This window comes from Microbacterium sp. Bi121 (assembly GCF_918698005.1).
Taxonomy (GTDB): domain Bacteria; phylum Actinomycetota; class Actinomycetes; order Actinomycetales; family Microbacteriaceae; genus Microbacterium.
Window position 1 is genome coordinate 1 of sequence record NZ_CAKKLJ010000008.1, and the last position, 21,243, is coordinate 21,243.

18 protein-coding genes are annotated in these 21,243 nt (G+C 68.0%); 2 read left to right on the plus strand and 16 right to left on the minus strand.

Annotated elements, in window-relative coordinates:
* Window positions 1-377 precede the first annotated feature (377 nt).
* Complete coding sequence (locus LQZ87_RS12920) at window positions 378-1,676, plus strand: CoA transferase (protein WP_230103853.1); 1,299 nt, start codon at window positions 378-380, stop codon at window positions 1,674-1,676.
* Here LQZ87_RS12920 and LQZ87_RS12925 read toward each other — a convergent pair.
* Together LQZ87_RS12925 and tyrS are read right to left on the minus strand one after the other, a co-directional pair.
* Window positions 1,627-2,436: a DUF4184 family protein gene (locus tag LQZ87_RS12925; RefSeq protein WP_230103854.1), complete on the minus strand. Its 810-nt coding sequence runs from the start codon at window positions 2,434-2,436 to the stop codon at window positions 1,627-1,629. The two genes, LQZ87_RS12920 and LQZ87_RS12925, sit on opposite strands and share 50 nt — an antisense overlap.
* Before the next feature lie 74 nt (window positions 2,437-2,510).
* Window positions 2,511-3,812 carry a tyrosine--tRNA ligase gene (gene tyrS, locus LQZ87_RS12930; protein ID WP_230103855.1) on the minus strand — a complete coding sequence of 434 codons (1,302 nt, stop codon included), beginning with the start codon at window positions 3,810-3,812 and terminating at the stop codon, window positions 2,511-2,513.
* Between the two features lie 94 nt (window positions 3,813-3,906).
* Here tyrS and LQZ87_RS12935 point away from each other — a divergent pair, with 94 nt between their 5' ends.
* Entirely contained in the window at window positions 3,907-4,497 is a 591-nt protein-coding gene (locus LQZ87_RS12935) for a hypothetical protein (protein WP_230103856.1), read from the plus strand.
* Between the two features lie 17 nt (window positions 4,498-4,514).
* On the opposite strand, the gene LQZ87_RS12940 is transcribed toward LQZ87_RS12935, so the two are convergent.
* The 14 genes from LQZ87_RS12940 to LQZ87_RS13005 form a co-directional block, all read right to left on the minus strand.
* Entirely contained in the window at window positions 4,515-5,162 is a 648-nt protein-coding gene (locus tag LQZ87_RS12940) for a SatD family protein (protein WP_230103857.1), read from the minus strand.
* 74 nt (window positions 5,163-5,236) lie between these two features.
* On the minus strand, window positions 5,237-6,667 hold the full coding sequence (argH, locus tag LQZ87_RS12945) for an argininosuccinate lyase (protein ID WP_230103858.1): 1,431 nt from the start codon (window positions 6,665-6,667) through the stop codon (window positions 5,237-5,239).
* Window positions 6,668-6,696: 29 nt separating this feature from the next.
* Window positions 6,697-7,791, minus strand: a complete 1,095-nt coding sequence (locus LQZ87_RS12950; protein WP_230103859.1) for a heparan-alpha-glucosaminide N-acetyltransferase domain-containing protein — start codon at window positions 7,789-7,791, stop codon at window positions 6,697-6,699.
* 10 nt (window positions 7,792-7,801) lie between these two features.
* Window positions 7,802-8,725 (minus strand): ornithine carbamoyltransferase, encoded by a 924-nt coding sequence (gene argF / locus LQZ87_RS12955; protein ID WP_230103860.1) that lies wholly within the window; start codon window positions 8,723-8,725, stop codon window positions 7,802-7,804.
* Window positions 8,722-9,942: an acetylornithine transaminase gene (locus LQZ87_RS12960; RefSeq protein ID WP_230103861.1), complete on the minus strand. Its 1,221-nt coding sequence runs from the start codon at window positions 9,940-9,942 to the stop codon at window positions 8,722-8,724. Before LQZ87_RS12960 ends, argF begins: the two co-directional genes overlap by 4 nt.
* A complete protein-coding gene (argB, locus tag LQZ87_RS12965) occupies window positions 9,939-10,874 on the minus strand; it encodes an acetylglutamate kinase (RefSeq protein ID WP_230103862.1) in 936 nt (311 codons plus the stop codon). Before argB ends, LQZ87_RS12960 begins: the two co-directional genes overlap by 4 nt.
* Window positions 10,871-12,028, minus strand: a complete 1,158-nt coding sequence (gene argJ, locus LQZ87_RS12970; RefSeq protein WP_230103863.1) for a bifunctional glutamate N-acetyltransferase/amino-acid acetyltransferase ArgJ — start codon at window positions 12,026-12,028, stop codon at window positions 10,871-10,873. Before argJ ends, argB begins: the two co-directional genes overlap by 4 nt.
* Window positions 12,025-13,068 (minus strand): N-acetyl-gamma-glutamyl-phosphate reductase, encoded by a 1,044-nt coding sequence (argC, locus tag LQZ87_RS12975; protein WP_230103864.1) that lies wholly within the window; start codon window positions 13,066-13,068, stop codon window positions 12,025-12,027. The genes argJ and argC overlap by 4 nt, the downstream gene beginning before the upstream one ends.
* Window positions 13,069-13,399: 331 nt before the next feature.
* Window positions 13,400-14,365: an NAD-dependent epimerase/dehydratase family protein gene (locus LQZ87_RS12980; protein ID WP_230103865.1), complete on the minus strand. Its 966-nt coding sequence runs from the start codon at window positions 14,363-14,365 to the stop codon at window positions 13,400-13,402.
* A 133-nt stretch (window positions 14,366-14,498) separates the two neighbouring features.
* On the minus strand, window positions 14,499-15,872 hold the full coding sequence (locus LQZ87_RS12985) for an HNH endonuclease signature motif containing protein (RefSeq protein WP_230103866.1): 1,374 nt from the start codon (window positions 15,870-15,872) through the stop codon (window positions 14,499-14,501).
* 185 nt (window positions 15,873-16,057) lie between these two features.
* Complete coding sequence (pheT, locus tag LQZ87_RS12990) at window positions 16,058-18,574, minus strand: phenylalanine--tRNA ligase subunit beta (RefSeq protein WP_230103867.1); 2,517 nt, start codon at window positions 18,572-18,574, stop codon at window positions 16,058-16,060.
* Window positions 18,574-19,614, minus strand: coding sequence for a phenylalanine--tRNA ligase subunit alpha (gene pheS / locus LQZ87_RS12995; RefSeq protein ID WP_230103868.1), 1,041 nt, complete (start codon window positions 19,612-19,614; stop codon window positions 18,574-18,576). The genes pheT and pheS overlap by 1 nt, the downstream gene beginning before the upstream one ends.
* Window positions 19,615-19,644: 30 nt before the next feature.
* Complete coding sequence (locus LQZ87_RS13000) at window positions 19,645-20,562, minus strand: amino acid ABC transporter permease (protein ID WP_230103869.1); 918 nt, start codon at window positions 20,560-20,562, stop codon at window positions 19,645-19,647.
* Window positions 20,559-21,215: an amino acid ABC transporter permease gene (locus LQZ87_RS13005; protein ID WP_230103870.1), complete on the minus strand. Its 657-nt coding sequence runs from the start codon at window positions 21,213-21,215 to the stop codon at window positions 20,559-20,561. The genes LQZ87_RS13000 and LQZ87_RS13005 overlap by 4 nt, the downstream gene beginning before the upstream one ends.
* Window positions 21,216-21,243 lie beyond the last annotated feature (28 nt).

Consider the following 21,243-nt stretch of genomic DNA (forward strand, 5'->3'; position numbering starts at 1 on the left):
CCCAACCAAAGGCTGGAGTCGAGGTTATTTGGCATTTGACAAGTGCACGCTGTTGAGTTCTCAAGGATCGGACGCACCCACGACCCAGTCATCACAACCAGGCCCGCAGGGCAACTTCTCAATCTTACCCCGTGGCATCCGTTTGTCAAATCGGCGATCCGAGCGAACCCGGTGCGATCTGCGGAACCACAGAGCAACCCAAACGCAGCATCTCACCGAGGTGATCTTCTGTATTTGGGAGGTGGTCCGCCACTTGAGGGGAGCTGAGCCTTGGCCCTTTCTCAACCCTGTGGGGCGAACAGGTAATAACTTACGTGGGATCCGAGGGAGCGGGCAAATCCGGCGCACGCCCCGGGCGTGTCGCGTACGATCTCCCCATGAGCGCGCTGCTTTCGCGGGTCCTCCGCGACCTGAGGATCACGCCCGAGCGGACGTTCGACGTTCCACAGTCGGAGCGTGCGGTTCCCCTCCCTTCCCGCCTGGCGACGGGCGAGCTCGCGTGGGCGAGCGTCGCGGCGGTCCAGGTGGCGATCGGCGCTGAGGTGGTTCCCGCGCTCGATCCCGACCGCATCGCACTCGCCTACCGGAGCGACCGGTTCTTGCGCATCGACGGCGAGCATCCGGATGTCTGGTCACCGCACTCCGGGTTCTGGCGAGCATCCGATGGTTGGATCCGCACCCACGGCAACTACCCGCATCATGCGCGAGCGCTCCTCGACGGCGTCGGGCTGGATGCCGCCGCAGCAGCGGACGACATACGGGCTGCCGTCGCGGCCGCATCCGCTCGGGATTCAGTCGAACGGATCACACGCGCAGGAGGACTCGCCGTCGTGGTCTCGCCGGAGGATCCCGCACGCGACGCGGCGCTCTGCTCCCGCCCGCTCATCGAACTCGCTCGTGCAGGCGATGCCTCACCCGAGTCCTCTCGAGAACTCGATTCGAACGCCCCACTCCGCGGCATCCGCGTTCTCGACCTCACACGCGTCATCGCCGGCCCGGTCTGCACCCGCACGCTCGCGTTGCTCGGCGCGGATGTCCTCCGCATCGATCCGCCTGCGCTCCCCGAGCCGGAGTGGCAGCATCTCGATACGGGGCACGGCAAGCGCACGGCTGTGCTCGACGCCCGTTCCGCTGAGATGAACGCGCTTCTGGGCCAGGCCGACGTCGTCGTGCTCGGCTACCGTCCGGCAGCGCTCGCACGCCTCGGCCTCTCCCCCGACGTTCTGACAGAACGGCATCCTGGGCTCGTGGTCGCGCAGTTGAGCGCCTGGGGTGCGGAGCATCCGGATCGCGCAGGATTCGACAGTCTCGTTCAGGCCGAGTCCGGAATCGCGATGGTCGAATCGCCCGACGGGCAGGCACCTGGCGTGCTTCCGGCGCAGGCGCTCGATCACAGTGCCGGCTACCTGCTCGCCGCCGCCGTCTGCGCAGCGCTGAATCGACGACGCGCAGAAGGCGGCAGCTGGCAGATCAGCACGTCACTGCGACGCGTCGCCGCTGAGCTCCTCCGGATGCCGCGCGACAGTGAGCCGTCACCGCAACACGAGATCGACCCGGCAGGCCACACTCAGGACTTCAGCGTCGACGGCCACACCGTCACCACGGTGCGACCGGTTCTGCCCTGGTTCAGCTTCGCGGCACCGCACCCGTGGGCTGCCGACGCCCCAGGATGGTGAGCGCGACGCAGAGCGCCAGCGTCAGCATGGCCCAGATCCCGGACGCGAGCGGGAGCACCCGGTAGGCGAGGTGCTGCACGGTGAACTCCGGCGAGAGGGGCCCGAGCGTCATGAGTCCGATGACCCAGGCTGCGACGAGGATCACCGGCAGCGACAGCCACCAGGCGACGCGCACCCACTGCCGACTCGACGGCGCCAGCACCTCGCGCGGCTCGGACCGACGCAGCCACAGCACCGCCCAGACGCCGAGGATCAGGAGCCCCGCGACGCTCGATCCGTGCTGCAGCCACTTGAAGCCCTGCAGCGGCCCCCACTGATCCGCGAGCGCCGGCAGGAGCTGCAGTCCCAGACGCCCTTCGTGCGTGAACTCGTCCCACAGGATGTGCGAGATCACCCCGATCAACAGGGATGCCGCGAGCCACAGTGACCGCGTCCAGCGCAGCCCGATCCCGAGGGCCCCGTTCAGCGCATCCGCCGCGGGCATGTCCCAGTCGGCGGGAAGCCGGGGCGCGAGCCACCGCGGTGACAGCTCGGGAACGACAGGGCGCAGCACGACCCGCCACAGCAGGAACAGACCGAGCGCGATGACCGCCGTCCAGACGACGTTCACGTAGGTGTGCATGAACAGGTAGCTCACGCCGAACCCGCGCACGAACAGCGGCAGGTCGGGGGTCATCGCGCCGATCGCGATCGCCGCCGGAACAAGCGGGGTGCGCAGGAACGGCAGCGCGACGACCGCGTGGCTCGGCGTGAACGGCATCGGACTCCTTCGGTCGCCCCTTCGACGGGTGGTCCCTGAGCCTGTCGAAGGGCTCAGGGATCGAGCGCGGCCTCTCAGCCGATGAACACGCCGGCGAGCGTCTTCTTGCCGCGGCGCAGCACCGATACTCCCCCGGGCAGAGTCGCCTCGACGACCGCCGCGTCATCCTCCACGCGGATGCCGTCGAGTGAGACACCGCCCTGAGAGATGGCACGACGCGCCTCCGACAGACTCGCCACGAGCCCCGTCGCGACGAGCGCATCGACGACCGAGGTTCCGGCTGCGACCGTCGCGTTCGGCAGCTCTTCGAGAGCCGAGCGCAGCGTGTCCGCGTCGAGCGTGCTCAGATCGCCCTGACCGAACAGCGCGTCGGATGCCGCGATGACGGCAGCCGTGGCATCCACGCCGTGCACGGTCGCGACCACCTCGAGAGCGAGACGCTTCTGGGCAGCTCTGCGGAACGGCTCGGTCTCGACGAGCTTCTCGTACTCCTCGATCTCGGCGCGCGTGAGGAACGTGAAGATCTTCAGGCGTTCGATCACGTCGGAGTCGGCCGTGCTGATCCAGAACTGGTACATCCGGTAAGGGCTGCACATGTCGGCGTCGAGCCAGATGGCGTTGCCCTCGCTCTTGCCGAACTTCGTCCCGTCGCTGTTCGTGATCAGCGGGGTGCCGATCGCATGCGCGGACGTGCCCTCGACGCGGTGGATCAGATCGGTGCCGCTGGTGAGGTTGCCCCACTGATCGGATCCGCCGGTCTGCAGCACGCAGTCGTACTGCCGGTAGAGCTCGAGGAAGTCCATCCCCTGCAGGATCTGGTAGCTGAACTCGGTGTAGCTGATGCCGGCGTCGGAGTTCAGACGCGCAGCGACGGCATCCTTCTTCAGCATCGTGCCGACGCGGTAGTGCTTGCCGATCTCGCGCAGGAAGTCGATCGCCGACATCGGCGCGGTCCAGTCGAGGTTGTTCACCATGCGGGCGGCGTTGTCGCCCTCGAAGCTGAGGAAGCGCTCGACCTGCGCACGCAGACGACCCACCCACTCCTCCACGGTCTCCCGCGTGTTCAGCGTGCGCTCGGCCGTGGGGCGGGGGTCGCCGATGAGCCCGGTCGATCCACCGACGAGGCCGAGCGGCTTGTGGCCGGCGAGCTGCAGGCGACGCAGCAGAAGCAGCTGCACGAGGTTGCCGAGGTGCAGGCTGGCCGCCGTCGGATCGAACCCGCAGTAATACGTGATCGGGTCTCCGGCGAGAAGGGCGCGCAGCGCCTCCTGGTCGGTGGACACGTGGACGAGGCCGCGCCAGACGATCTCATCCCACACGTTCTCGAACGTGGGATCGATCGCCTGCGGGGCAGTCGTCAGAGCGGGTGTTGACACGCGCTCCAGGTTATCAGCGCCCTTCCCCCGCGTTCGCGTCGCGCTTCCCGCGCGTTCGCCACGCGTTGTCGGATGCTCGTGCGAAGCTGTCGGCATGTCACCGGTCGATCAGCTCGTCTCGATCATCGTGGCCGCGAGCATCGCCGTGGTGATGCTCGCGGTGCTGATCATCTCGCTCATGAGCGTGCGCAAGCCCACGACTCCCCCGATGGTCGTCGCCAGTGCGCTCGTGGCCGCAGCGCTGGTAACCGTCGTGGTCGCGCGACCCACGTCGATGTCGATGCTCGCCACTGTTCCGCTGACGGCGCTCGGGATCGCTGCTGCGACGATCGGCGGCAACCCCTTCACCCGAAGGGCACTCGACATCGCGACAGGCAAGCGCGTGCGTGAGACCGAGGACGGCGGCATCCTCATCGTCGCCGCGCACGACGCCGACCCTGAGCACGCGCGCACACTGATGCGCGGTGGCACGGTGATCGGGTACCTCGAGCGCATCGCCATGGTCATCGCGATCACGGTCGGATTCCCCGAGGCGATTGCGGCCATCATCGCCATCAAGGGCATCGGCCGGTTCCCCGAGCTCGCCGAGCCCGAGGCCCGAGAGCGATTCATCATCGGCACCGTCGCGAGCCTGCTCTGGGCCGGGGTGATCGGTGCGATCATCCGCCTCGCCCTGACCTGGTGAGCGCGTTGCGGTCGCGACTACCGCTTCAGATCGAGCACTCGGAAGCCCTCGACGATCGCAGCGGCACCGGACGTCGACAGGCTCTGCGACACCGCGGACTGGGTGATCCCCTCCCCCGCGGCGAGCTGGCTCTGCGTCTGGGACAGGCATCGCCCGTACGTCAGCCGGCGCACTCGTTCTGACATCGCGCCGACGATCTCGTCGCGGGTGAGCAGGTAGGAATTCGCCCACCGGACGGCGTCGGGGCCCGGATCCTGGACGTTCTCGTGAGCGACGATCCAGCTGCGAGCCTGCGGAGCGGAACGCTTCTGCAGCGCCTCGACGTGCTCGATGGCGCTGCGCGCCGCCCACCATCCAGGGCCGTCCGAGATGCCCTGCGCTGACGCGGCCGATGGGACCCTCCCGACAGCGCCGATGCCGATGCCGTAGCGGAACTCGACCCCATCCGGCAGCGCCAGCCGCAGCAGCAGGATCGCGCCGAGCGCGGCCTCGAGCGTCGGGTACGTCGCCTGCTGCTCGTCGCCGACTGTCGGGCGCAGCCCCTGCGTCGCGACCGGGTAGTCGCCTTCGACACGAGCGATGGTCTCGTCGAAGGCGCGCTGTGCTTCCGCTCGGTCGACGAACTGCCGGGAGCCGATGATGTCCGCCGTCACTGCGATGGTCATGGCATCAGGGTATCACTGATATTTCAGATATATAAGTCAATCACTGATTATCTGAGAACATCAGTTCCGAGAGGTCAGAGCCCGAGCGCGTGGGCGGCCTTCTGTGTTCGTGAGACCAGCTCGGCGCGCTGCTCCTCCACGCGAACAGGAGCCGTTCCGCCGGCGCCCGTTCGAGAGGCGACAGACCCCTCGATGCTCAGCACTCCGCGCACCTCGGGCGTCAGATGCTCCGACACCTGAGCGAGCAGCGCATCGTCGGCATCCTCGAGCCCGATCCCGCTCTCCTCGCACGCGCGCACCAGCGCACCCGAGATCTCGTGAGCGTCCCGGAAGGGCACACGGCGCTTCACGAGCCACTCGGCGACGTCGGTGGCGAGCGAGAATCCCTGCGGAGCGAGCTCCGCCATCCGCTCGGTGTCGAAACGGAGCGTGGCGACCATGCCTGCGAAGGCGGGGAGCACGACCTCGAGCGTGTTCACGGAGTCGAAGACCGGCTCCTTGTCCTCCTGCAGATCGCGGTTGTATGCGAGCGGCAGACCCTTGAGCGTCGCCATGAGCCCGGTGAGATTTCCGATCAGCCGACCGGACTTGCCGCGGGCGAGCTCGGCGATGTCGGGGTTCTTCTTCTGCGGCATGATGCTCGAGCCGGTCGAGTAGCTGTCGTGCAGAGTGACGAAGCCGAACTCGCGGGTGTTCCAGAGGATGATCTCCTCGGACAGGCGCGAGAGGTCGACCCCGATCATCGCCGTGATGAACGCGAACTCAGCGACGACATCTCGAGCGGCCGTGCCGTCGAGCGAGTTCTCGGCTGGACGATCGAGGCCGAGTTCGCGAGCGACGAGCTCAGGGTCGAGGCCGAGCGTGGACCCGGCGAGCGCTCCCCCGCCGTACGGCGAGACGCCGGCGCGCACGCGCCAGTCGACGAGACGCTCGAGCTCGCGGACCAGCGGCCAGGCGTGTGCCTGCAGATGATGCGCGAGCAGGACGGGCTGCGCGTGCTGCAGGTGAGTGCGGCCGGGGAGGATCGCCTCGGGGTGGGCTTCGGCTTGAGCGACGAGAGCGTCGATGACGCGCAGGATATCGCGGGCGATGACCTTGGCGTGGTCGATGAGGTACATGCGAACCAGGGTCGCGATCTGGTCGTTGCGCGAGCGGCCCGCGCGGAGGCGGCCGCCGAGTTCTGGGCCGAGTTCGGCGATGAGCGCCTGCTCGAGAGCCCCGTGCACGTCCTCGTCGGTGGCAGTGGGGACGATCGTTCCGTCAGCGACCTTGCGGGCGACGGCATCCAGTCCCTGGTGCATCTTCTGCTCTTCGTCCGCTTCGAGATACCCGGCAGCGGCGAGCGCCTTGGCGTGCGCGTGCGATCCGGCGATGTCGTAGGGCGCGAGGATCCAGTCGAAGTGCGTGGAGCGGCTGAGCTCAGCCAACTCCGGCGATGGTCCAGATGCGAATCGTGCGCCCCACAGTGCGCCCTCGTTCGTGCCGTCGTTCTTCGCCTCGCTCATCCCTCCAGACTAGCGGCGGCACGGCTGCGCTACCGGCGCTCAGGACCCGAGGCGACCACGCGCTTGGCCGCGCGTTCGAGCAGCCACTCCAGCGGGCCCCGCCCGACGAGCAACGCCCACGCCGAACACCCGATCAGCATCGCGATCGTGAGCGGCCAGAACGGCTCGAGAGCGCGGAAGCCGAACAGATCGGCGGTATCTCCGAGCACGACGCCCGCGACGATCGCCCAGACGACGAGCTGCACGGTGTACGCCGTCAACGGCATCGCACCGGTCGCGCGCAGGGGCAGGGTGATCGCCTTCAGCACCGGGACGCGGCACAGCAGCAGGCACGCTGCGAGCACGGCGATGACGAGCCCGCCAGAGCCGACCACCTCGAGCACGCCGGACGTGTGCGGGTCGGCCGTCCAGACCGACCACCAGTACGGATCGGCACTCGGCGCCGGCAGCTCCGCCAGACCGTAGCCGATCGCCGCGAGCGCGACGCCCGCGACGAGCATCCGCACCTGGACGGTCACTCGTGCGATGCCTGCCCTGGCGATGCCGAGGCCCGCGAGCACGAAGGCGATCCACACCGTGAACGGATAGTGCCACCCGATGAACGCGTCGAGCTCGACGCTGAACGGTGTCTGCCAGATCGGCAGTTCATTCAGCGCCGGCTGGACGAAGGGCATGATGAGCGCGAGTCCGGCCGCGGCCGAGAGCACCGTTCGGGCCGACATCCCCGTGAACGGCAACGCGAGCAGGAACAGGATCGCGTAGGCCGGGAGGATCACGTAGACCGGAACACCGGTGAGGATGAGCAGGATGCCGAGGACGAGCAGCATCGCGGCGCGGAGCGCCAGCCGCCATCGCGCCGTCGACATCCGCCGCCCCGTGGCAGGGACGCGGCCGCCGGTGACCAGACCGATGGACACTCCGGCGAGCGTCGCGAACAGGATCGACGAGCGACCGTCCACGAGCGCCGTCCAGGTGTCAGGATCCGACCAGACGAAGCCCTCTGCCGTCAGCAGCAGGTGCGCTGCGAACATGCCGATGATGGCGAGTCCTCGTGCGAGGTCGACGCCCGCGATGCGATCAGGACCGCCCAGGCGTCGCCAGTTCGTCTGCAGACGACCAGCCATCGTCACAGCCTCAGCTCTGACGAAGCAGCCAGACCAGCAGCGCCTTCTGTGCGTGCAGGCGGTTCTCGGCCTCGTCCCACACGACGCTCTGCGGTCCGTCGATGACCTCGGGGTCGACCTCGTAGCCGCGGTCGGCCGGGAGGCAGTGGATGAAGATCGCCTCTGGGTCGGCGAGGCTCATCGTCTCGGTGGTGACCTTGTATCCGCCGAGGTCGCGGATGCGCGCGATCTTCTCCTCTTCCTTGCCCATGGACACCCAGGTGTCGGTGACGACGACGTCGGCTCCGGCTGCCGCCTCGACGGGGTCGGTGTACAGGGTGATCGACCCGCCGGTCTCGGCCGCGCGGCGATCAGCGGCCTCGATGACATCCGCACGAGGCGCGTACGACTCGGGCGACGCCATGCGCACGTGCATTCCCGCCGTGACACCCGCGAGCGCGTAGGAGTGCGCCATGTTGCTCTGGGCGTCGCCGAAGAAGGTCAGCGTGAGCCCTTTCAGTTCTCCCTTGTGCTCGCGGATCGTGAGCAGGTCGGCGAGCAGCTGACAGGGGTGGAAATCGTCGGAGAGCGCGTTGATCACCGGCACCCTGGTGTCCTTCGCCATCTCCTCGAGGCCGGACTGCGCGTAGGTGCGCCATACGATCGCGGCCACCTGACGCTCGAGCACACGAGCGGTGTCCGACGGGGTCTCCTTGCCGCCGAGCTGGCTGTTCGCGGTCGAGATGATCAGCGGTGTGCCGCCGAGATCGGCGATCCCCACCGCGAACGAGACCCGCGTACGAGTGGAGGACTTGTCGAAGATCACCGCGACGGTCTGCGGGCCGGCGAGCGTCTTGTCGGCCCAGCGATCCTTCTTCAGGTCGAGCGCGAGGTCGAGGATCTCGGCCTGCTCGGCCGGAGTCAGGTCATCGTCGCGCAGCAGGTGGCGGGTCATAGTGCGTGGGCCTTCCCGGTTTCGGATGCCGCGAGGCTCGCCTGGACGTCGGCGAGCGCTGCGGTGAACAGTGTCTGGAATTCTTCGATCTCGGCGTCACCGATGGTCAGAGCGGGAGCGACCCGGATGGTCTCGGCGTTCGCGGCGTTGACGATCAGCCCGCGCTCTTGAGCGGCGGCGACCACGGCGTTCGCGACGGGCGCCGCAAGAGCGATGCCGATGAGCAGTCCGCGACCGCGGACACCCGTCACGAGAGGCGAGTCGATGACCTCGATCGCGGCACGCAGCTGAGCACCCCGGACAGCGGCGTTCTCGACGAGTCCGGCGTTCTCGATCTCGGTGAGCACGGCGTTCGCGACGGCCGTGCCGAGCGGGTTGCCGCCGAACGTCGAGCCGTGCGAGCCAGGCGTGAACAATGAACTCGCGGCGCCGAACGTCACGAGCGCGCCGATCGGGAACCCTCCGCCGATCCCCTTGGCCAGGGTGATGGCATCCGGGGTGATCCCCTCGTGGTCGAAGCCGAACCACTGGCCAGTGCGCCCCGCACCGGTCTGGATCTCATCGATGATGAGCAGCGATCCGTGCTTGAGCGTGAGCGAGCGCGCCGCCGCGAGGTAGCCCTCTGGCAGCTCGACCACTCCGGCCTCGCCCTGGATGGGCTCGACGATGATTGCTGCCACGCGGTCGTCCATCGCAGCTTCGAGCGCTTCGATGGTCGCGGGGATGTGCTCGACGCCGGCCGGCATCGGCTCGAACGGCTCACGCATCGCCTTCTTCGCGGTGAGCGCGAGTGAGCCGATGGTGCGACCGTGGAATCCGTTCTCCAGCGCGAGGATGCGCGGGCGCTCCGCACCGCCATGGAGACGTGCGAGCTTGAAGGCCGCCTCGTTGGCCTCGGCACCCGAATTCGAGAAGTAGACGCGGCCGTCGATCCCGGCGCCGGCGAGGCGCTTCAGGCGCGCGGCGAGTTCGAGCTGCGGCGGAGTGGCGAAGTAGTTCGAGACGTGCGAGAGGGTCGCCGCCTGCTTGGTGATCGCATCGACGAACACCGGATGCGCGTGCCCGAGCGAGTTCACGGCGATGCCGGCGAGGAAGTCGAGGTAGCGCTTGTCGTCCCCGTCCCACACGTGCGAGCCCTCACCGCGGGTGAGCAGTGCCAGACGATCGCCGACGTTGCGCACCAGGTCGCGTGCCACGTCATCCTGCCAGACGGTCATGCCGTCACCCCTGATTCTCCGAGTACCACTTCGGTTCCGATTCCCTTGCTGGTGAACAGTTCGACGAGCACGGAGTGCTTCACCCGCCCGTCGATGATGGCAGCGGCATCCACCCCGCCCTCGACGGCATCCAGGCAGGCGCGCATCTTCGGGATCATGCCGGACTCGAGGTTCGGCAGCATGGCGACGAGCTGCTGCGAGGTGATGTGCGAGACGAGCGAGTCGCGGTTGGGCCAATCGGCGTAGAGGCCCGGTACGTCGGTGAGGATCACGAGCTTGCGCGCGTTGAGCGCGACAGCGAGGGCGGATGCCGCGGCATCCGCATTCACGTTCAGCGACTGCCCCGGGTTGTCCAGGTCAGGCGCGATGCTGGAGATCACCGGGATGCGACCGGCGGCGAGGTGGTCGAGCACCGCGGTCGGGTCGACCTGCACGACATCGCCGACTCGGCCGAGGTCGACCTGCTCGCCGTCGATCACCACGCCGCGGCGGCGGCCTCCGAACAGGCCGGCGTCCTCACCGCTGAGCCCCGTCGCGATCGGCCCGTGCGAGTTGATCTTCGCGACGAGCTGCGGATTCACCTGCCCGGTGAGCACCATGCGAACGACGCTGATGGCCTCGGTGTTGGTGACGCGATAGCCGCCCTTGAACTCGCTCGGGATCGCGAGCCGATCGAGCATGTTCGAGATCTGCGGGCCGCCGCCGTGAACCACGACCGGCTGCACGCCGACGTAGCGAAGGTAGGCGATGTCCTGGGCGAACGCCTCCTGCAGCTCGTCCGAGACCATCGCGTTGCCGCCGTACTTGACGACGACGATCTGGTCGCGGAACTTCTTCAGCCACGGCAGCGATTCGATGAGGGTCGCCGCCTTCTCGGCCGCGACGTCAGGCGGCGTGTCCTGGATGTCGGCTGTTTCCTGGATGTCTGTCATGAGGCGTAGGCGCTGTTCTCGTGGACGTAGTCGTGCGTGAGGTCGTTGGTGCGGATCGTCGCCTCGGCGTCGCCCACCTGCAGGTCGATGTGCAGGTCGGTCGCGCGCGGGGTGAGGTCGACGTCTTCGCGCGGGCGGTCGGGGCCGCCCTTGCTGCACACGCGCACGCCGTTCATCCAGACGTCGACGTCGTACGGGTCGAACTGCGCACCGGTCGTGCCGATCGCGGCGAGCACGCGCCCCCAGTTCGGGTCGTTGCCGAAGATCGCTGCCTTGAAGAGGTTGTTGCGAGCGACGGAGCGGCCGACTTCGACGGCATCCTGCTCGGTGACAGCCCCAGTGACGCGGATCGTGATGTCGTGACTCGCGCCCTCGGCGTCGCCCTGGAGCATGACGGCGAGTCGATCGCTGAGCTCGGTGAGCGCTGCGGTGAACTCCTCGATGTCGGGCTTGACGCCGCTCGCGCCGTTGGCGAGCAGCGTCACCTGATCGTTCGTCGACATGCAGCCATCGGAGTCGAGCCGGTCGAAGGTCTTCCCGGTCGCGGCGCGCAGGGCCGTGTCGGCCTCGATCGCCTCGAGATCGGCGTCGGTGGTGATCACGACGAGCATCGTCGCGAGCCCCGGCGCCAGCATCCCAGCACCCTTGGCCATGCCGCCGATCGACCAGCCGTCGCGCGTGACGACGGCGGTCTTGGCGATCGTGTCGGTCGTCATGATCGCCTGAGCGGCGGCGTCTCCCCCGTCGGCAGACAGCGCCGCGATCGCCTGCTCCGTGCCGTCGAGCACCTTCGCGCGGAACGCCTCGTCGCCGGTTCCGATGAGTCCGGTGGAGCAGACCAGGATGTCGCCGGCACTCACATCGAGAAGCTCGGCCGCCTTCTCGGCGGTCTGGTGCGTGGTCTGGAACCCGAAGCTGCCGGTGAAGCAGTTGGCGCCGCCGGAGTTGAGAACGATGGCCTCGACGGTGCGGTCGAGGATGACCTGCTGCGACCAGATGATCGGGTTCGCCTTAGCGCGGTTGCTCGTGAACACGGCGGCTCCGACCTTGCGCGGGCCACGGTTGACGACCACGGCGACGTCGGGCTTGCCGGTGGACTTGAGACCTGCGGCGACGCCCGCCGCTTCGAATCCCTGGGGTGCGGTGACGCTCATGGTGCCACTCCGTTCACAGTGAGGGCGCGGTCTTCCGGAAGGCCGAGCGCGAGGTTCATGGATTGGATGGCAGCGCCGGCGGTGCCCTTGACGAGATTGTCGACGGCCGTGACGACGGTCACCCGGTTCGCAGCCCTGTCGATCGCGAGGCCCATCAGAGCCGTGTTCGCGCCGAGGACGTCGGCGGTGCGCGGGAAGGCTCCCTCCGGCAGCAGCTGCACGAACGTCTCGTCGCCGTAGGCGCTCTGCCAGGCTTCGCGGATCTGCTCGTCGGTCACGCCTTCGACGATGGGCGCTGTGGAGGTGGCGAGGATGCCGCGCGCCATCGGCACGAGGACCGGGGTGAAGGAGATCCGCGGGTCTGCGGCGCCGGCGTCGCGAAGCGCCTGCTGGATCTCGGGGATGTGCCGGTGCGTGCCGCCGACCGCGTACGGGTTGGCCGTACCGAGCAGTTCGCTGCCGAGCAGATGGGGCTTCAGGCTCTTGCCTGCGCCGGAGGGCCCGACGGCGAGGACGCTGACGATGTCGGACGGGTCGATGACGCCCGCTGCCACACCGGGCGCGAGGCTGAGGCTCACCGTGGAGGCATTGCAGCCCGGGGCTGCGATCCGCGTGGCGGTGCGCAGGGTCTCGCGCTGCTTCGAGTCGCCCGTGGGCAGTTCAGGGACACCGTACGCCCAGGGATCGTGGAAGTGTCCGCCGTAGAAGGCGTCCCAGGATTCCTGCGAGGTGAGCCGGTGGTCGGCACCGGCGTCGATGACCAGCGGCACCTCGCCGAGGGCATCCGTGTACTGTCCCGATTGGCCGTGCGGGAGCGCGAGGAACACGATGTCGTGGCCGGCGAGGATCTCGGGCGTGGTGTCCTGCAGCGTCAGATGGGCGAGGGAGCGCAGGTGCGGCTGATGCTGGACCAGTGGCTGTCCCGCGTTCGAGTGCGCGGTCACGGTACGGATCTCGATGTCAGGATGACTGGCCAGGAGGCGCAGGATCTCGCCGCCCGCATAGCCGGATGCGCCGGAGACGGCGACGGTATACGTCATGTTTCTACCTTAACGGTGCGGGATGGTCGCCCCTGGGGTGACGACGATCCCTGAGCTTGTCGAAGGGTCCGAGGCGGCGACTCCGGCGCTCGACCCTCCGGCACAGGGCACGGTTCGGGGAGCGCAGAGGTCGCCTAGAGTCGGCGGCCGCCCTTCGACAGGTTCAGGGACCGTCGGCTGCGGCGTCGGCGCACCACGGTGACGCTCGAAACACGCGTCGAAGAGGTGATTGCGGCCGAAGGCATGTCGCGACAGTAGCGCTCGCGGCGCAGCATCCGCAAATCGTGCGACGCGGATGCCGTCACACGGTCCTCGTCACTCAGCGCCCGTGTCAAGAGGCGAGTTCGGCGAGGAGCGCTTTCTCGTCCGCGCGGGTGAGACCGGCACGGCGGGGTCGGTCGAGTCCGCGGGCGCGCTCGTCGTCGAGCACGCGGGCGATGATCTCCTCGAGCGGGCTCTGGATGCCGCCGGCCGCTGTGTACGCGGCGTTCGAGCGGGTCATGAACCCCGACCACTCGATCGGCAGCCACAACGGCAGCGACCGCTCCCCCATCCACGGCTGAACCTCGTGGGCGTCCAACCAGGCGTCGGCGGCGACGAAAGTCTCACCTTCGTGGTCGGCTGCTGTGCGGAACATCGCCAGCACTTCATCGAGCGGGCGCGGGTCTCCGATGGCGTTGCGGATGCCGGCGAGTGCGGTGTTCGCCGCGAACGCGGCGAGATCGTCGACGTCGATCACCTGCGCGAATCGACCCTCGCCGTTCGGCACCAGGACCGGGTCTGCACCGGCCCGGTCGAAGGCGGAGGCCCAGTAGCCGAAACGATCGCTGGGGTCGCCGACCCCGACGATCAGGCCGGGGCGAATGATGTGCGCCCGATCGGCCAGGGTGCGCACGGCCTCTTCCGCCGCGACCTTCTGCGCGGCGTACTCGTACTCGTCTCCGTCCTGCGCCGGCGCCTCGAGTCGAGCCGTCTCGTCGGCGTCGTGAGCGTCGGCATCGGCGTACACGGAGATCGACGAGATGTATGTCCAGTGCGCTGCGCGATCTCCCAGTGCTGCGACGGCTTCGCGCACGTGGATGGCCCGGGACGAGATGTCGACGACCTCATCCCACTCGCGATCGAGGAGCTCGTAGACGTCCGCGTCGTCGCGATCACCGCGCACGAGCACTGTCCCATCCAGCGAGGGGCGCTCCCCTCGTGCCAGGCAGGTGACGCGAGCACCGGCATCCAGCCAGCGTCGTGCGATGCGTCCCGACAACCACCCCGTGCCGCCGAGGATCAGTACGTCTGTCATGCGTCCATGCCATCACCACGAAGATCCCGAGGGAAGCGATTCCGCTCTGAGCAGACGGAGCTGGAACGGTGTCAGGCCGGGTCAGTGCCGTGCCACGCCTGGTCAATGGTGCACCGGTCAGAAAGGCGCCAAGTCAGAACGGCGGAGCAACGAGATCGGGAACGACCGAAGCGGCTGTGACATCGTCGGTGGCTCGGAATTCCGGTGGCGGTGCCGTGCTGCGGAACCCTGTCGGGGTGGTGACTTCGACGGTGCCGTCCGGCCGGGATCGGTAGATGGCGCGGGTTCGATGCCGGTCCACATGATGTCGCGGACACAGCGGGCGCAGGTCGTCGAGATTCGTCTTTCCGCCCCGGGCCCAGGGTGTGTCGTGGTCGATGTCGGCATCGAGGGCGAGGCGGGTGCAGCCGTCGACAGCGCAGGTGCCGTGCTGCAGGATCAACCAATCGCGCTGGGCCTGTGTGGCATGGCGCCTGCGGCGGTCCATATCGATGACCACGCTGCGGATCGGGTCGACGACCACCCGCCGGAACACACCGATATCGAGGAACAGCTGCTTCGCGGTGAGCGGATCGATGGGGCCGTGCCCGACGATCTCCGCCGACTGCGCAGGAAGGTCAGCCGCGTCGACGCCTTCGGTGCCTTCAGTACCGTTGGCGCCGCCGACACGTTCACCGTCGAGGAGTTGGACGGGTACGGTGACGAAGATCTTCGTCTGCGCCGCCCGATCGGTACCGACCCCGCGCAGCCACTCCGAGAACAGATCAGCGCGGATCTGCGCGATCGTGCGCGCCTCGCACGGGTCGTTCTTCTTGACCTGTTTCGCGGTCGCGGTGAGCCGCCGGTCCGCGGCGATCGCCTCTGACGTGGGGATGTACGCGTTGATCCAGCTCATCTGGTGGTCCTGATGATCAAAACACACCCGCCGGTCGGCCAGCGCCCGCGTGTGCCGCACCTCCGCCGGCTCCGGATCCAGGCGGTCGACGAGACGCCGCAGGCGGCGCAGGACGTTCGCCGGCGAACACGAGAACACCCACTCCGACATCGCCTCATCGATCCGCCGCGCCGCCTCCCGTGCGGCATCCTGCTGCTCCGGTGTGGCGTTCGCGGGCGCACGCAGACGCTGCACCGCCGACACAGCACGCGACACCAGATACATCGACACGAACCCGTCCCGGGCGTGATGCCACAGATTCGGCAACTGCCGCATCGCCGCCTGCACCACTGACAGCTCGGCCCGAACATCGTCCTCGGAGCGCTTCAGGCGCAGAGCGATGTCGAAGACCGCGGCACGCTCGGCCTGATCGGCAGCATCGGTCCCGCACTCGTGCACGTACACCTCGGGGTTGTGGCGAGCGAGTGCGACAGCATCTGCCATCTGGGCCGCGCGACGCGCCGCATACCGGTTCAGATCGATGTCGGCGCACTGCAGATCGTCCAACGCAGACTCGAGCGTGAACGCGGCATCCCGAGGCCGGTCATCCACATCATCGAAGAACTGCTCCATGAACCCATGGTAGCACTTCTAGACGATTTTGAACAGACTGTATAGAAATGCACATCGTATTTATCTGCGAATCGCAAACGATGCGAGACCCACCTGATTCGACCCTAGCGAGAACCTCGGACGCCCCTTTCGGGCACGACAGAGCAGCGCGACGTCCGCATCACGCCGCGCTGCTTCCGACGCGATCAGTCGCGGATGCTCGCCCCGAAGCGCTCGGTGGCCACGGCGACCCCGGCGAGCTTCGCCTCGGTCGCCTCTGCGGCCGTCAGCGTGCGATCCGGGGCGCGGAACCGCAGCGCGAACGTCAAGCTCTTCTGCCCGGCATCCAACCCCTGGCCGCGGTAGTCGTCGACGAGACGCACCGACTCGAGCAACTCCCCCGCACCTTCTACGAGAGCCGCTCGCAGATCGGCGGCCGTGACGTCGGATGAGACGACCAGCGACACGTCCTGCGTCGCGGCCGTGTACGTCGAGAGCGATGCGGCGACGACCCGGTCACCCGCGAGTGACAGGATGCCGTCGAGGTCGAGCTCCAGCACGACGGCGCGACCGGGCAGATCAGCGTCCGCCGCGACGCTCGGGTGCAGTTCGCCGATGTGGCCGACCGGCTTTCCGGCGACGCTGAGTGCACCGGAACGCCCAGGGTGAAGGGCTGCACGGCGTCCCTGCGCGACATCGATCTCGACGCCGGCCGCGACGGCGATGACGCGCACGGCGTCGAGGGCGTCCGAGAGCCCGTACGGCTCGACGGCGCGACCCGGCTGACGAGCAGTGGCGTTGCCGGTGAAGAGCGCGGCGACGTGACGACGCTGCGGCGGGATCGAGGCGTTGAGCTGTGCGAGCTTCTCGTCCGAGGGGCGCTGTCCGAGCGGCGGCACCTCATCAGTGCCGTACGTCACGCCCGGATCCGGCAGGAACACCGAACCGGTCTCGAAGATCGCCAGGTCGGTGAGACCGCGGGCGATGTTGCGGTGCGCGATCTGCAGGAGGCCGGGGATCAGCGAGCGACGAAGGAACGGCGCCTGACCGTCCAGCGGATTCGCGAGCTTGATGCTCGGCAGCTTCTCGCCCTCTCCGGCATCCGACCAGTCCCAGGCCGAGCCGTGGAGGTCGTTCTGCGCCTCGGTCGTGAACGGGAACGCCGGAGTCTCGACGAGTCCGGCGGCCGCCAGCGCATTGGCGACGCGGCGGCGCCCCTGCTGCGCGGCGGTCAGACCGCGCCCGGCCGGCGGCGTCGGCAGTACAGACGGCACACGATCAAGACCATGGATGCGTGCGACCTCTTCGGCCAGCGTCCACTTGTCGGTGAGGTCGGGGCGCCAGCTCGGCGGAATCGCGTGCCATCCGTCCGACGTCTCGGTGACCTCGGCGCCGATCGTCTCGAGGGCGCCCACGATCTCCTCGTCGGTGTAGTCCACGCCGATGAGCGCCGGCACGAACTCGGCCGGCAAGGCGATGCCGGCGATCTCGAACTCGGAGTACAGTGCCCCGCCGATCTCGTCGATCCGGCCGCCGGCGAGCTCGACCATGAGGTCGGCGACGCGGCGTGCGGCGACGAAAGGCACGAGCGGGTCGACGCCGCGCTCGAATCGCTTGGAGGCCTCGCTCGGCAGCTTGTGGCGGCGCGCGGTGCGCGCGATCGAGATCGGATCGAAGATCGCCGCCTCGACGAGCACGTTGCGGGTGGCATCCGACATCTCGGTCGTGCCGCCGCCCATGACGCCGGCGAGGCCGATCGGACCGGACTCATCGGTGATCAGCAGATCCTCGATGTGGAGCTTGCGCTCCTGGCCGTCGAGCGTGGTCATCTTCTCGCCGGGCTGCGCACGGCGCACCGTGATCCCGCCTGAGAGCTTGTCGAGGTCGTAGCCGTGGATCGGGTTGCCGAGCTCGAGCATCACGTAGTTGGTGATGTCGATCAGGATGCCGAGCGACCGGATGCCGGCGAGCGAGAGTCGCGCGACCATCCACGGCGGAGTCGGGCGGGTCGGGTCGACATCGCGCACGACACGCACCACGAACTCCTGCACAGCGACGTTGTCGCGGAGCGGCTCGGCGTCCACAGCGAGCGGGAAGCCGGCACCGGGCTGAACATCGGTCCACTCGTGCTCGGCGGGGTCGCGGAAGTCGGCACCCGTCGCGTGCGCGTACTCGCGGGCGACGCCGCGAATGGAGAACGCGTAGCCGCGGTCCGGGGTGACATTGATCTCGACGGCCTCGTCGTCGAGACCCAGCAGAGCGATGGCATCCGTTCCGACCGGGGCGTCGATTCCGAGCGTCGACAGGATCAGGATGCCGTTGTGCTCGTCTCCGAGACCCAGTTCGCGCGCTGACGCGATCATGCCGTCCGAGACGTGACCGTAGGTCTTGCGCGCGGCGATCGGGAAGGGTCCTGGGAGCACGGCGCCCGGGAGCGTCACGACGACCTTGTCACCGACGGCGAAGTTCGACGCGCCGCAGACGATGCCACGGGGCTCGGCCTCGCCGACGTCTACCTGGCACCAGCGGATCGTCTTGCCGTTCGACTGGGGCTCCTCATCGAACGACAGCACCTGGCCGACGACGACGGGACCGGCGATCTCGAAGCCGTGCAGCTCCTCCTCCTCGAACCCGACGGACACGAGCGCCGCGAAGACGTCCTCGGCCGTGGCATCCGCCGCCACATCGACGTATTCACGCAACCACGAAAGCGGGACGCGCATCACACCACCATCCCGAACTGCTCGCTGAAACGGATATCGCCCTCGGCCATGTCGCGCATGTCCTGCACGTCGGAGCGGAACATCAGGCCGCGCTCGACGCCGATGCCGAATGCGAAGCCGCTGTACACCTCGGGGTCGATGCCCGCCGCACGCAGCACGTTGGGATTGACCATGCCGCAGCCGCCCCACTCGATCCAGCGTGCGCCGCCCTTGAAGGTCGGGTGCCACAGGTCGAACTCGGCCGACGGCTCGGTGAAGGGGAAGAAGTTGGTGCGCAGACGGGTCTTGGCCTCATCGCCGAAGAGCTGCTTGGCCAGGTGGTCGAGCGTGCCCTTCAGATGCGCCATCGTGATGCCCTTGTCGACGACCAGGCCTTCGACCTGCGTGAAGACCGGAAGATGCGTGGCGTCGAACTCGTCGGTGCGGTACACGCGCCCGGGGCACAGCACGTAGATCGGCACCTCGCGGTCGAGCATCGAGCGCACCTGGACGGGGCTCGTGTGCGTGCGCATGACGAGGTGACGGTCGACCGGGTCGACGAAGAACGTGTCCTGCATCTGACGTGCGGGGTGGTCGACGTCGAAGTTCAGCGCGTCGAAGTTGAACCACTCGTGCTCGAGCTCCGGTCCTTCTGCGATCTCCCAGCCCATGCCGACGAAGACGTCCGAGATGTCGTCCTGGAGCTGCATGAGCGGATGCCGTGCCCCCATGCGCGTGCGGGAGGAGACACCAGTGATGTCGACGCGCTCTTCCTCGAGGCGAGCGGCGAGCTCAGCTTCGGCGAGTTCGGCCTCCTTCGCAGTCAGCGCCTGGGTGACGCGACCACGTCCCTGGCCGACGAGCTTGCCGAAGGTCGCCTTGTGCTCGGGGGCGACCTGGCGCATCGACGCGTTCAGGACCGCGAGCGGTGACCCTTCTGCGACGTGCGCGGCACGGGCCGCCTTCAGCTCTGCTGTGGTGGCAGCGGCGCCGATGGCCTCGAGTGCTGCGGCGACGGCGGATTCCACCGCCTCTGGGGTGATTTCTGGGGCATCAGACACAACACAGGAGTCTACCGGCGGCGTCGCGCGTCAGATTGCCCCCGAGTTGTTGCCATCGAACTTGCCGGACCTCGTCTGCAGGGCGATGAGCTCGGTGTCGGTGCCCTCGTGCATCACGGCCGCCTGATCGGCCGCGAGCGCCTTCATCTTCGGCGAGCGGCGGGTCTTGATCTCGGCCCACTTCGCGATGCCCGAGAGAATCAGACACATGATGATGTAGATGCCACCGATGATGAGCGCGGCCTGGAGGATCGGACGCCCCGGCTGCGAGCTCAGGAGCTTCGCGTAGTAGAGCAGCTCCTGGTAGGTGATGATGAACCCGAGCGCGGTGTCCTTCATCGTCACGACGAGCTGAGCCACGATCACCGGGAGCATCGCCCTGATCGCCTGCGGAAGCAGGATCAGCGTCATGACGCCGCTCTTGCGCAGGCCGATGGCGAAGCCGGCCTCCTTCTGGCCGCGTGGCAGCGATTCGATTCCAGCGCGCAGCGCCTCGGCAAGCACCGAGCCGTTGTAGAGCATGAGCGCGACGACCACGGCCCAGTAAGGATCGGTCTTCACGCCGAGCGTAGGCAGGCCGTAGTACAGGATCATCATCATCACGAGCACCGGCACGGCGCGGAAGAACTCGGTGACGACGGTGACGGGCACCCGCACCCAGGCGTGGTCGGACATGCGCCCGATCGCGAGCACGAATCCGAGCGCGAGGCTGAGGACCGCGGCGAGGGCGAAGGCGCGCAGCGTGTTGAGCAGCATCTGGCCGATGGACGACCACACCACCGAGTACGTGAAGACATTCCACTTCGCGGCGCTGAACTGGTTCGTGAGCGACAGGCGCCAGAGGAGCAACGCGATCACAGCGACGACGACGATGATCGTGACGATCGTGAGGATGAGGTTGCGGCGACGGGCGCGAGGGCCAGGGACGTCGAAGAGTACCGAGCTCATCGTGCGATCCTCCATCGGTTCTCGAGCGTTCGCTGCAGCCAGGTCAGCAGCATCACCAGTGCGATGAAGATGACGGCGACCCAGAGCAGGACCTCCATGGGGCTGCCGGGGCGCGTGTGCGAATTGGAGATCGTCGCCTGCAGCTGCGGGAGGACCGCGATGGAGAATCCGGCGGCGACGGTGGTGTTCTTGAGAAGCGCGATGAACACGCTCATCATCGGCGGAACGACCGAGCGGAACGCCTGGGGCAGCACGACCTGGGTCATGACCTGCCCGAACGGCAGCCCGATCGCGCGGGCTGCCTCCGCCTGACCGACGGGCACGGTGTTGATGCCGGCTCGCAGCGTCTCGGCGACGTATGTGGCCGTGTAGACGCCGATCGCGAAGATGCCCAGCACGAGGTTCGAGAGCGTGGGAAGCGCGAGCGCGCTGTATCCGAAGACGAAGAAGAAGAAGACGAGGGTGAGCGGGGTGTTGCGGACGAGCGTGACGTACGCCGTGCCGACAGCGCGTGCGACCGGGACCGGCGAGACGCGCATTGCGCCGACGATGGTGCCGAGGACCAGCGCGATGATCCCGCCGAAGAAGAACACCATCAAGGTGTACGTGAGGCCCTGACTCCACAGGTCGAGGTTGCCGAAGATGGCGTCCACGCGCCCTCCCCTTCTAGATATGGGTGCG

What these genes read in the sequence shown, in the direction of transcription:
- LQZ87_RS12920 (WP_230103853.1), top strand. Translation starts at nt 378, where the DNA reads ATGAGCGCGCTGCTTTCGCGGGTCCTCCGCGACCTGAGGATCACGCCC.
- LQZ87_RS12925 (WP_230103854.1), bottom strand. Translation starts at nt 2,436, where the DNA reads ATGCCGTTCACGCCGAGCCACGCGGTCGTCGCGCTGCCGTTCCTGCGC.
- LQZ87_RS12935 (WP_230103856.1), top strand. Translation starts at nt 3,907, where the DNA reads ATGTCACCGGTCGATCAGCTCGTCTCGATCATCGTGGCCGCGAGCATC.
- LQZ87_RS12940 (WP_230103857.1), bottom strand. Translation starts at nt 5,162, where the DNA reads ATGACCATCGCAGTGACGGCGGACATCATCGGCTCCCGGCAGTTCGTC.
- argH (WP_230103858.1), bottom strand. Translation starts at nt 6,667, where the DNA reads ATGAGCGAGGCGAAGAACGACGGCACGAACGAGGGCGCACTGTGGGGC.
- LQZ87_RS12950 (WP_230103859.1), bottom strand. Translation starts at nt 7,791, where the DNA reads ATGGCTGGTCGTCTGCAGACGAACTGGCGACGCCTGGGCGGTCCTGAT.
- argF (WP_230103860.1), bottom strand. Translation starts at nt 8,725, where the DNA reads ATGACCCGCCACCTGCTGCGCGACGATGACCTGACTCCGGCCGAGCAG.
- LQZ87_RS12960 (WP_230103861.1), bottom strand. Translation starts at nt 9,942, where the DNA reads ATGACCGTCTGGCAGGATGACGTGGCACGCGACCTGGTGCGCAACGTC.
- argB (WP_230103862.1), bottom strand. Translation starts at nt 10,874, where the DNA reads ATGACAGACATCCAGGAAACAGCCGACATCCAGGACACGCCGCCTGAC.
- argJ (WP_230103863.1), bottom strand. Translation starts at nt 12,028, where the DNA reads ATGAGCGTCACCGCACCCCAGGGATTCGAAGCGGCGGGCGTCGCCGCA.
- argC (WP_230103864.1), bottom strand. Translation starts at nt 13,068, where the DNA reads ATGACGTATACCGTCGCCGTCTCCGGCGCATCCGGCTATGCGGGCGGC.
- LQZ87_RS12980 (WP_230103865.1), bottom strand. Translation starts at nt 14,365, where the DNA reads ATGACAGACGTACTGATCCTCGGCGGCACGGGGTGGTTGTCGGGACGC.
- LQZ87_RS12985 (WP_230103866.1), bottom strand. Translation starts at nt 15,872, where the DNA reads ATGGAGCAGTTCTTCGATGATGTGGATGACCGGCCTCGGGATGCCGCG.
- pheT (WP_230103867.1), bottom strand. Translation starts at nt 18,574, where the DNA reads ATGCGCGTCCCGCTTTCGTGGTTGCGTGAATACGTCGATGTGGCGGCG.
- LQZ87_RS13000 (WP_230103869.1), bottom strand. Translation starts at nt 20,562, where the DNA reads ATGAGCTCGGTACTCTTCGACGTCCCTGGCCCTCGCGCCCGTCGCCGC.